Origin of the sequence: Paraburkholderia sp. CNPSo 3281 (assembly GCF_024206515.1) — a bacterium.
In the GTDB taxonomy this organism is placed as follows: domain Bacteria; phylum Pseudomonadota; class Gammaproteobacteria; order Burkholderiales; family Burkholderiaceae; genus Paraburkholderia; species Paraburkholderia nodosa.
The window spans coordinates 1-894 of record NZ_JAMBPS010000166.1 but is presented as its reverse complement, the minus strand read 5'-3'; the positions used below and the strand labels follow the sequence as shown (position 1 = coordinate 894).

The following is an 894-nucleotide window of genomic DNA, read 5'->3' as shown; positions in this document are numbered from 1 at the left end:
TCAGGCCGATCCTTGCCGGCTGCCTTCTGCGCATCCAGCGCTGCCTGGACAGCCTCGCCCCGGTTCTCTCGGTGATTCACCGCACCCGATGTCGAATACAGCCGTCACGCTCCTGTCCCAGGCCACCCAGAAAGGCCAAGCCCCATTTCTATCTCGCCTACAAACTCGCGTAATGCGAAGGCTTAAGTTGAGAGCATTGCTGTGCGGGGCGGCACCTACTTTTCTTTGCCAGCGGCAAAGAAAAGTAGGCAAAAGAAAGCCGCTTAAACCGCTAGCGCCTGCCACGGTTCACATCTCGCCGTAAATGGCTAATGGCTCCGGAGCGTCTGTCATCTCGCGCCTTTAAAGTGAGTGACAAGGCGCTCATCCCTCCGGCGGCGCTGCGCGCGCCGTGGGGCATAACCCAAAACAGTTGGTGCGCGTGCATTCTCGCGAATCCTGATTCCTCCCATTGGGTTTCCCTTGCAGACCCGACCGCAGCGCGCGTAGCGAGCAGCGGGATGCATGACTGCCTTGTCACTCACTTTGGTGGTGCGAGGTGACAAACGCTCCGGAGCCATTCACCATTTACGGTGAGATGTGAACCGTGGCAGGCGCTAGCGGTTTAAGCGGCTTTCTTTGCCTACTTTCTTTGCCGCGGCAAAGAAAGTAGGTGCCGCCCCGCACAGCAATGCTCTCAACTTAAGCCTTCGCATTACGCGAGTTTGTAGGCGAGATAGAAATGGGGCTTGGCCTTTCTGGGTGGCCTGGGACAGGAGCGTGACGGCTGTATTCGACATCGGGTGCGGTGAATCACCGAGAGAACCGGGGCGAGGCTGTCCAGGCAGCGCTGGATGCGCAGAAGGCAGCCGGCAAGGATCGGCCTGAGTGCGCCCAGTGCGTAGATGCGGTTAG

General features: G+C 59.2%; 1 pseudogene. It reads right to left on the bottom strand.

Annotated features, from left to right (window positions below):
- Positions 1-694: 694 nt before the first annotated feature.
- Positions 695-894, bottom strand: a pseudogene (locus tag M3I56_RS40695) (IS4/IS5 family transposase); the annotation flags it as partial.